Raw genomic sequence first — 9,683 nt, forward strand, 5'->3', positions numbered from 1 at the left:
GCGGAAGCTCGATGGCGCGATTGGGCAAGCGATCCGGCACCGAAGGGTCAGGGGAGGCCGACCTCTCCCCGTACCGACGGAAGAGGGATTTCACGAAGACGGACGAGCCGTCCGGGGATGCCGGCGTACAGCGTTCCGAGAGCCTGCGCTTCGTGATCCAGAAGCACGCCGCCAGCCATCTCCACTTCGACCTGCGGCTGGAGTATCATGGGGCGTTCAAGTCCTGGGCCGTCCCGAAGGGACCGTCTCTCGACCGACGCGACCGACGGCTCGCGATGGAGGTCGAAGACCATCCGCTCGAATACGGCGACTTCGAAGGCACCATACCCAAAGGGCAGTACGGCGGCGGAACCGTCATGCTCTGGGATCGCGGCTATTGGGCGCCCGAGCAAGGCTTCGAAGACATCTCGCGCTCGCTTGCGAAGGGAGAGCTGAAGTTCGTCATGGAAGGCGAGCGGATGCACGGTTCCTGGGTCCTGGTCCGAACGCGTCGGGACCAGCGTGGGCGAGCCAGTTGGATCCTGATCAAGCATCGGGACGAGGGAGCCACCGACGCAGCCGACCCTCCGTCCGACGAGGATCGTTCCGTCGCGTCCGGCCGCACGATGTCCGAGATCGCGGCGGGCAAAAGCGCGGACGTCACGCCGTTCATGACCGGACGAGGGGCCCCGCGGGCCGCCGTTTGGCAGAGCCATCGCGGCGACAAGACCGAGGCGAAGACGGAGGCGACCGCTCGGTCGGCAAAGCCCGCGGCTGGCATCAGCCTGCCCTCCTTCATCGAGCCTCAATTGGCTCGGAGCGGAGCGTCCCCTCCATCCGGTCTCCAATGGGGCCACGAGATCAAGTTCGACGGCTATCGCATGCAGTTGCGCGTCGAAAACCGGAGAGCGACACTCAAGACGCGCAAGGGGTTGGACTGGTCCGACCGCTACCCCGAGATCTTGGAGGCGGGCGCGAGGCTGCCCGAGGGGATCTACGACGGGGAGGTTGTGGCGCTCGACGAGACGGGCGCCCCCGATTTTTCCGCGCTCCAGGCGGCCCTCGCCGGCAAGCGCACGTTGGACCTCGTCTATTTCGCCTTCGACCTTCTCTTCGACGGAGGCGAGGACCTGCGTTCGCTGCCGTTGACCGACCGCAAGGACAGGCTGCGCGAGCGTCTGCGCAGCGCCTCCGCCGGCCTGCGCTTCGTCGAGCACTTCGTGGAGGCCGGTGACGCCGTCCTGATGTCGGCGTGCAGGATGCACCTCGAAGGCATCGTTTCGAAACGGCTTGACGCTCCCTACAGGTCCGGCCGTGGCGAGACCTGGACGAAGTCGAAGTGCCGGGCGGGCCACGAGGTCGTGATCGGAGGCTACACGACCACCGCCGGCAAGTTCCGCTCGCTGATCGCCGGCGTGAACCGCGAGGGTCGTCTCGTGGAGGTCGGCCGGATCGGGACGGGCTTCGGCCAGAAGAAGGTCGCGCACATCCTTCCCAAGCTGAAGGCGCTCGCAACCGATAAAAGTCCGTTCGGCGGCAAGCGCATCCGCAGCAAGACCGGTGAAGTCCATTGGGTCCGCCCCGAACTCGTCGCCGAGATCGAGTATGAGGGTTTCAGCGCGGACGGCCTGCTGCGGCAGGCGGCGTTCAAGGCCCTTCGCGAGGACAAGCCGGCCGAGGACGTCCAGGCCGTCGAGCCCGCTCCGAAGACGACCGAACCGAAGTTGCCGTCGAACCCGGTCCGGGCGACGGCGCGGAGGGGCGGCTCCGCGGCCGTCCTGGGCGTCACCATCAGCAATGCGGGCAAGGCGCTCTGGCCGGACGACGGGAGCGGAGAACCTGTCACCAAGCTCGACCTCGCCCGCTACTACGAAGCGGTGGGCGGGCGTCTGATCGATCACATCCGCGGCCGGCCATGCTCGATGATCCGCTTCCCGGACGGGATCGAGGGCAAGGAGCGCTTCTTCCAGCGCCATGTCGGGCGCGGCCAGTCCAACCTCATGACTTCCGTGACCGTGTTCGGCGACCGGAAGCCCTACGTCCAGTTCGACCGTGTCGAGGCGCTCGTGGCAGCCGCGCAGGCCGGTGCGCTCGAATTGCATCCCTGGAATTGCGAACCCTTCGATCCCGAGACGCCCGGACGGCTGGTCTTCGACCTCGATCCCGCCCCCGACGTGCCCTTCGAGCAGGTGATCGTCGCCGCGCGTGATATCCGCGACCTTCTCGAGGCCCTCGGCCTCGTCGGTTTCTGCAAGACGACCGGCGGCAAGGGGCTGCACGTGGTCACGCCGGTCGATGGGCAGGGCGTCGATTGGCCGACCGCCAAGGCCTTCGCCAGGAACGTCTGCAAGGCGATGGCCTCCGACCATCCCGATCGCTTCCTGATCAACATGGCGAAAGCCAAGCGCGTCGGCCGCATCTTCCTCGACTACCTGCGCAACGACCGTATGGCGACGGCGGTCGCTCCCTATTCGCCGCGCGGACGACCCGGCGCGCCCGTCTCCATGCCCGTGCGTTGGAACCAAGTGAGGAAGGGGCTCGATCCGTCGAAGTACACGATTCGAACGGTCCCGGAGCTGATCCGAAAGGCGGATCCGTGGCACGACTATGGCGATAGCAAAAGGCCGCTCAGACAGGTGGTCGAACGGCTCGCGAAAGCGTAAGCGCTCGACGGGGGCTTTTCGATCCCACGGGCGTTGAGGCCTTGAGGAATTCGAAATGGATGATCACCGCCTCTACCGCGTCAGGCCCCCCCAGCGACGGCCATCACCATGGCTGGCTGCTGCGCGAGAGCAGTCCGGAAGCGGTCGCCACCGCCTTTTTGTAACGTCGTTCCTTCGGGGTGGACGAGCCCGAGGTTGGGGTCGTCGTATGCGACGTCCTGACCGGTCACGAACGCAGCTGCCTCACGTACCTCGACCCCGGTGAAGCGCCGGAGATCGTCTGATCGGAGTATCAACATGGCGTTACGACCCAGCTGGCGTGGCCACCTTCGGCTGTCGCTCGTCACCTGTCCTGTGGCGCTCTACACGGCCCTCAACGCCGCCGGCGACGTCCACTTCCACCTAATAAACCCCAAGACGAACAACCGTATCCGGATGGTGACCACCGACCCGGATACGGGACCGATCGAGCGCAAGGACCTGGTAAAGGGCTTCGAGGTCTCGAAGGACAAGTATGTCCTGATCACCGACGACGAGATCGACGCGGTGAAGCTGGAGAGCACGAGGACCATCGACATCGAGCGGTTCGTGCCGGCCGAAGAGATCGATCGCACCTACTGGGATCATCCCTACTTTCTCGCTCCGGACGGCGACCTTGCCCAGGAGGCCTTCGCCGTCATCCGTGACGCCATGGCGGATGCAGGCCGCATCGCACTGGGACGCGCGGTGATCGCGACCCGCGAGAGGCTCCTGGCGGTGGAGCCGAGCGGCAAGGGCATGATGGCGTGGTCGCTGCGGAGCAAGGACGAGGTGCGGAACGCGAACGACGTGTTCCGCGACATCAAGACCAAGAAGCCCGACAGGGAGATGGTCGAGATCGCCGGCCGCATCATCGCTCAGAAGGAGGCTCCGTTCGATCCCTCCAAATTCGTCGACCGTTACGAAGACGCGCTCCGCGAGATGATCGAGGCGAAGCGCAAGGGGCGCGAGATCGAGAAGGTCGAGCCGCCCGAGAGCACCAACGTGATCGACCTGATGGCGGCGCTTCGTGCCAGTCTCGGCAAGAAGGGAGCTTCAAAAACCACGGCGCCGAAATCGCCGAAAAGCGGAAAGAGCCCCGGAAAGCCGAAGACCAAGGCGTCGGCAGGAGCAAGACAGCGCAAGGCGGGCTGACGTCTACGTCTTCGGCTTCCCGCCGGCATCGAGAAAGGCCTGCCGTTCGCGCGCGATCCGATCCCGGGCTTTGTCCACCGCCTTCCGAAGGCGTTCCTCCGCGTGCGCTTCCTCGGCATCGAGTTCCTGACGCCGCGTCTCGAACGCGGCACGTTCGGTCCGACCCCGTTCCTCGATCCGGCCGAGTTCCGCTTCCGCCTGATCCAGGGCCTTCCGGTCCGGGGACTTCCGCTTCTTGGTGGTCTTCTTGGTGGGCGGGGGAAGATCCGGGATCTCCGGCAGGCCCGCATCGATACCGAACGCCGCCTTCGTCCCGATCGGCCGGCGCAGGACAGCACCCGGCTTCGAGAGCGCCGCTTTTGTGGCCTGCTCGTCCTCGCTCGGTCGCGCCGTCTTGTCCTTGAACAGGTTCTGGCTGGTGCCCCAGGCCCGCAATGCCGCCGCTTGACTCGGGACGGCGACAACCGTGTCGTAAAACCCGATCGTCGCCTGGAAGACCTTCAGCTTCGGTTGAGGCTTCCTCTTCGTCGCCATGTCACGCTCCCGGAACCCGAGGCTCCGGGCAACCCGTTAACATCCGGCTTCGCATGTCCGGAGCCGACCGATCGGAGGCAGAGGTGGTCCGAGCGACAAGGACGTCACGTCCCAAGCACGATACCCTCAAGCTCGCCACGTTCAACGTCAACGACGTGGTCAAGCGCCTTCCCAACGTCGTTCGCTGGCTCGTCGACCGCGAGCCCGACATCGTCTGTCTGCAGGAACTGAAATGCGAGAATGTGCGGTTCCCGGACGAGGCGTTCAGGGACATCGGGTACAGCTCCGTCTGGAACGGCCAGCGCACATGGAACGGCGTCGCGATCCTGTCCAAGGGGAGCGAACCGGTGCTGACGCGCACCGCGCTGCCCGGCGACCCTGATGACGTCCAGGCGCGCTACGTCGAGGCCGCCGCAAAAGGGATCCTCGTCGCCTCGATTTACCTGCCCAACGGCAATCCCGCGCCCGGCCCCAAGTTCGATTACAAGATTCAGTGGTTCGAGCGCTTGATCGGGCACGCGACAACTCTGCAAAGGGAAGGCGTGCCTGTCGTGCTGGCCGGTGACTTCAACGTCGTGCCGACCGACGCGGATATCTACCCGACGACGTCCTTCGACGGGAACGCCTTGCTTCGGCCGGAGAGTCGCGAAGCCTTCTCGCGTGTCCTGGGAGGCGGATGGACTGACGCGATCCGCTTCCTGCATCCTAGCGAGCCAATGTTCACGTTCTGGAGCTATCTCCGCAACCGCTGGGCTCGCGACGCCGGGCTCAGATTGGATCACCTGCTTCTCAACGACATCATACGGCCACGCCTCATGGAAGCTGGCGTGGACCGAAATGTGCGCGGGGAAACTGCTGCCAGCGATCATGCGCCAGCGTGGATTATACTCCGCCGCGAATGAGATGATTGCGACGTTGGTGTTCACGATCTCTCGCGGGTCGGTCCGTCGCTCCCTCAGAACGAAAGACACGACGTCGTCGGTGTGCGCACGACGCGCTTTGTTGAAGCGCATTCCAGTTCCCCCCGTCAGCGCGCGGCCCCGTCTTCGCCTGAGCCATAGGGAACATCGCGTTCGACCCTGCATTCGCTCTGCAACGAGGAGAGATCGCATGTCGAAGATCGCAGCGGAAAGCCAGAAGCAACGGGACGTCCAGGACCAGGTGGCCTCGGCCGATCAAGCCTCGGCCGGCGGCGAGCAGGTGCAGAAGGCGATGCAAGCCGGGGCACGTGTCTATCCCGAGCCGCCGTTTCCCGCCCAGCACCAGGCGAAACCCGGTCAGGAGCACGAACTCGACCCGGCTCCTTTCTATGACGCTCCCTTCTACATCGGCTCAAAGAAGCTGGACGGAAAGGTCGCCCTGATCACCGGTGGCGACTCCGGCATAGGTCGGGCAGTCGCCGTGCTTTTCGCTCGCGAGGGCTCGGATGTCGCGATTGTCCATCTGGATGAGGCCAAGGACGCCGAGGTCACCCGCAAGGCCGTGGAAAAGGAGGGACGGCGCTGTCTTGTCATCCAAGCGGACGTGACCGAGCGGGACCATTGCGACCGCGTCGTGGCGAAGACAGTCGAGGATCTCGGACGACTGGATATCCTGGTGAACAATGCAGCCTTCCAGGTGCATACGAAAGATTTCGACGACCTGACCCCAGAGCATTTCGACACAACCGTTAAGACGAACCTGTACGGCTACTTCTACATGGCCAAAGCGGCGGTGCGCCATCTGAAGCCCGGCTCCGCGATCATCAACACGGGATCGATCACGGGCATCGACGGTTCCAAGGCATTGGTCGACTACTCCACGACGAAGGGCGGCATCCACGCCTTCACGCGCGCGTTGTCTGGCAATCTCATTCCCAAAGGCATTCGTGTGAACGCAGTGGCGCCCGGACCCGTCTGGACGCCCCTCAACCCGTCGGATCGTGAGGCCGAGGAAGTCAGCAAGTTCGGCTCCCAGGCCGTGATGAAGCGCCCGGCACAGCCCGAAGAGATCGCTCCCGCTTATGTGTTCCTCGCCTCTCCGCAATGCTCCAGCTACATCACCGGTGAGGTTCTGCCCATCATCGGGGGTTATTGATCCGCATTTGATCGACATCGACCAGAAATCGAGCGTCGGGTCGGAGGCTCGGCGGCATGCTGCTCCACGGTCCGCTACAGAGGCCATCACGATGGATGCCATAGCCGCCTTGGGCTTTGCCGCTGGAGGCATAAACGCAGCGTCGCAATTCCCACAGGCTGTCAATGCTTGGCGACACGATCGCCGCTGACCTTTCGATCAAGACTCGGGTTTGCTGGCCGCCGTCCTCGCCCTATGGATCGTGTTCGGCATCAGCCGAGGCGAAGCCACCATTTTCCTGACCAACGGCCCCGGCCTAGCTCCGACGCTCGCGGTGATCGGCGACAAGCTTCGGTTCAATCGTCCCAAGGCGAATCCGTGATGATGGACTTCGACCCCTTCGCCCGCCCGACCGTGCATCTTTGCGTGGACATGCAGCGCATGTTTGCCGGCGACACCGAGTGGCATACCCCTTGGTTCTCTAAGGTGCTTCCCAAGGTCGAGTTCCTTGCCGCTATGGGCCCTGCATCGACCATTTTTGCCCGTTTCGTCCCGGTTGCCCGAGCCGATGACGCCCGAGGTGACTGGCGCCGCTATTATCGCCGCTGGTCGATGATGACGCTGCACGAACTGGCGCCAGAGATGGTCGAGCTTGTTCCCGAGCTGAGCCGTTTCGTGCCGCCGGCACGGGTTTTCGACAAGGCCGTCTATTCCCCCTGGCACCGGACAGCACTCCATGAGAGCCTTGCCCGGCGCCAAGTTGGGACGATCATCGTCTCAGGCGGGGAGACCGACGTTTGTGTCCTCGCGGCCGTGTTAGGTGCGATCGACCATGGATTTCACGTCGTGTTGGCGGAGGATTGCGTCTGCAGCTCTTCGGACGACACCCACGACGCATCCGTGACGCTCTACCGAGAGCGATATCGCTCGCATGTTTCCGTGATGTCGGTTGCGGAAATCATCGAGCGGTGGCGCCCAGACCCTCTCTGACAGGGCTTCTCACTACAGGGAATTACTGATGGCCGGACGCGTCCCTCTCGCCGAGCTTGGAAGTCAGGCGTCGCTCTTCACCCGCCTGTCGCAGGCCGTGGCGCGCTGGGCCGGCAAGCCCGTGACCTTCGCGGCCGCCTGCGCTGTCATCGTGCTATGGGGCCCTCGGGACCGGTTTTCGGCTTCAACGACACTTGGCAGCTCGTGATCAACACGTCGACCACCATCATCACGTTCCTGATGGTCTTCATCATCCAGAACAGCCAGAACCGCGATACCGCGGCTCTCCACATCAAGCTGGATGAGTTGCTTTCGAAGGTCGAGGGCGCCCGCGAGGAGCTGATGGATCTCGAGGAGCTAGATGAGGGGAAACTCGAATCCATCCGCGAGGATTTCGAGAAGCGTGCCGAACAGGCACGGAGCGGGAAGGATCCGGACGAAGGGCAGCGACCGCGGTCAGCGTAAGGCCGCGATGCGATGAAGCTGGTCAGTTACGGTTTGTCGATCGTAGGGCTTCGGGAAGAAGACGCTCCGGGGCGGAAGCTCGACGTCCTGCCGGTCGAAGTGCCCCGAGGTGAGAATGATCTCGATCGGAGGCCACCGATCGCGAATAGCGGCAGCCAGCTTCATCCCGTTCATGGAGCCCGGCATGTCGATGTCCGTGAAGACAATCCGGATGTCGGTCCGCGTCTCGAGGATGCGGACGGCTTGGTCTGCATCTGCGGCCTCGACCGCATCAAACCCAGCATCTTCGACCAAGTCCACCGCCATCATGCGGAGGAGCGGCTCGTCCTCGACGACGAGGACCACCTTCCGGGCAGACCCGCTCATTGTGCCCTGACCACATCCATTGGAGCCTTGAATACGGCTCGAAAACCCGAGGGCGCATAAGTCTTCTCGGTGCCTCCGGTTCCCGCGAGGCCCATCCGAAGCAGCCGAGACCCGAATCCCCGCCTCTTCGGCTCGACCACAGGAGGACCGCCCTCCTCTTCCCACTTCAGCACGAATTCCGGGCCATCAGCCCCTTCCTCGGAGTTCCAGCTGATCCGCACGCGGCCCCTGTCGTTGGAGAGTGCGCCGTGCTTGATCGCGTTGGTGGCGAGCTCATGCAGCAGCAGCGACATGGCGAGGGTCATTTTCGGGCCTACTCGGATGTTCCCGCCGGCTATTGCGAACCTACCCGCGTCTCCATGCAAAGAGAGCACCCGCTCCATCACGGTTCGGATGGATGCGGCGCTCCAGCTCTCCTGCAGCAGGACGTCGTGGGCATTGGCGAGCGCGAGCAGGCGCCGTTCGAAGGCGTTGACCGCGGCGCGATCCTCGACGTCCTTCAATGTCTGGCCTGCGATGGCTTGGACCAGAGATAGGGTGTTCTTTAGGCGGTGGGCGAGCTCCTGGTTGAGCACCCGTTGCTGGGTCTGCGCCATGTCCCGCTCCTCGAGGGCACGGCGAAGCTCGAGTTGGCGCATCACCTGCCGGGCGAGGGTCCGCAGGGTTCGCTCCTGGAGCGGCGTCAGCGTCCGCGGCTTAAAATCCAGCACGCAGACAGTGCCAATCGCGTGCCCCTCCGCGGTCTTGAGCAAGGCGCCCGCGTAGAAACGCAGCCTGGGTTCGCCGATGACCAGCGGATTGCAATCGAACCGCGAGTCCTGGGTCGCATCCGGGACCACAAGGAACTCGTCCTCAAGGATCGCCTTGGCGCAGAACGAGGATTCCAGCGCCGTCTCGCGCACGCCAAGACCCACTTCCGCCTTGAAGAACTGACGTCCCTCCGCGATCAAGTTCACCACAGCGATCGGTGTTCCACATATCTCTGAGGCCAGCTGCGCGATTTCGTCGAAGTCCGGCTCCGGCGGCGTATCGAGCACCCCGAAGCTATGGAGCGCCGCGATTCTCGCTGTCTCCTGGATCTCAGCGGAGACGGACATCTGCATGGGAGGGAGCCACTCCTCTCTGGCCAAGTTTGTGCCGCAGCTAGGTAGCGCGTGCCGCTGAGGTTGGAAAGCAGCTTCGGAACCGGGCAGGACGGGCATGTCCGGTTGTCCTTCCCAAGCCTCAGGCCGGAGCGCGGCGCCGAGCTCTGCCGGCGTTTGAGGTCGTTCGTCTCGCGGGACAGGCCGGCTGCGGCCGACCTGCGATGAGGCCGGATCCTCCGATGGGTTAGCGGACCTCTCGAGGGAGGTGTCGCGAAAACCGCCAAGCGTCCCAGCGCGACGACGAAGATCCTCGCGGACCCGGACGGAACGGATCGGAACAGCCGCATTTGGATTGAGGCATTCGGAATCGGTC

At 64.2% G+C, this 9,683-nt stretch carries 10 protein-coding genes; 7 read left to right on the plus strand and 3 right to left on the minus strand.

Going from position 1 to position 9,683, the window contains the following annotated elements:
• Window positions 1-11 precede the first annotated feature (11 nt).
• Window positions 12-2,642, plus strand: a complete 2,631-nt coding sequence (ligD, locus tag EV668_RS24105; protein WP_133775030.1) for a DNA ligase D — start codon at window positions 12-14, stop codon at window positions 2,640-2,642.
• Between the two features lie 297 nt (window positions 2,643-2,939).
• The gene (ku, locus tag EV668_RS24110; RefSeq protein ID WP_133775032.1) at window positions 2,940-3,815 is read left to right on the plus strand and encodes a non-homologous end joining protein Ku; all 876 of its coding nucleotides are present in this window, start codon (window positions 2,940-2,942) and stop codon (window positions 3,813-3,815) included.
• Window positions 3,816-3,818: 3 nt separating this feature from the next.
• Here the strand turns inward: ku and EV668_RS24115 are convergent, their stop codons facing one another.
• A complete protein-coding gene (locus EV668_RS24115) occupies window positions 3,819-4,349 on the minus strand; it encodes a hypothetical protein (RefSeq protein WP_133775034.1) in 531 nt (176 codons plus the stop codon).
• 83 nt (window positions 4,350-4,432) lie between these two features.
• Here EV668_RS24115 and EV668_RS24120 point away from each other — a divergent pair, with 83 nt between their 5' ends.
• From EV668_RS24120 to EV668_RS25650, 5 genes are all read left to right on the plus strand, one after another.
• On the plus strand, window positions 4,433-5,251 hold the full coding sequence (locus tag EV668_RS24120; RefSeq protein WP_245513425.1) for an exodeoxyribonuclease III: 819 nt from the start codon (window positions 4,433-4,435) through the stop codon (window positions 5,249-5,251).
• 208 nt (window positions 5,252-5,459) lie between these two features.
• Complete coding sequence (locus EV668_RS24125) at window positions 5,460-6,425, plus strand: SDR family oxidoreductase (RefSeq protein ID WP_166652622.1); 966 nt, start codon at window positions 5,460-5,462, stop codon at window positions 6,423-6,425.
• A gap of 211 nt (window positions 6,426-6,636) precedes the next feature.
• Window positions 6,637-6,786, plus strand: a complete 150-nt coding sequence (locus tag EV668_RS24970) for a hypothetical protein (protein WP_166652623.1) — start codon at window positions 6,637-6,639, stop codon at window positions 6,784-6,786.
• A complete protein-coding gene (locus EV668_RS24130) occupies window positions 6,786-7,394 on the plus strand; it encodes a cysteine hydrolase family protein (RefSeq protein ID WP_133775037.1) in 609 nt (202 codons plus the stop codon). Before EV668_RS24970 ends, EV668_RS24130 begins: the two co-directional genes overlap by 1 nt.
• Before the next feature lie 204 nt (window positions 7,395-7,598).
• Window positions 7,599-7,859, plus strand: coding sequence for a low affinity iron permease family protein (locus EV668_RS25650; protein WP_280960138.1), 261 nt, complete (start codon window positions 7,599-7,601; stop codon window positions 7,857-7,859).
• On the opposite strand, the gene EV668_RS24140 is transcribed toward EV668_RS25650, so the two are convergent.
• Both EV668_RS24140 and EV668_RS24145 read right to left on the minus strand, forming a co-directional pair.
• The gene (locus tag EV668_RS24140) at window positions 7,851-8,225 is read right to left on the minus strand and encodes a response regulator (RefSeq protein ID WP_133775039.1); all 375 of its coding nucleotides are present in this window, start codon (window positions 8,223-8,225) and stop codon (window positions 7,851-7,853) included. The two genes, EV668_RS25650 and EV668_RS24140, sit on opposite strands and share 9 nt — an antisense overlap.
• Window positions 8,222-9,328: a sensor histidine kinase gene (locus EV668_RS24145; protein ID WP_245513427.1), complete on the minus strand. Its 1,107-nt coding sequence runs from the start codon at window positions 9,326-9,328 to the stop codon at window positions 8,222-8,224. The genes EV668_RS24140 and EV668_RS24145 overlap by 4 nt, the downstream gene beginning before the upstream one ends.
• Window positions 9,329-9,683 lie beyond the last annotated feature (355 nt).

The organism is Enterovirga rhinocerotis (assembly GCF_004363955.1).
Taxonomy (GTDB): Bacteria; Pseudomonadota; Alphaproteobacteria; order Rhizobiales; family Beijerinckiaceae; genus Enterovirga; species Enterovirga rhinocerotis.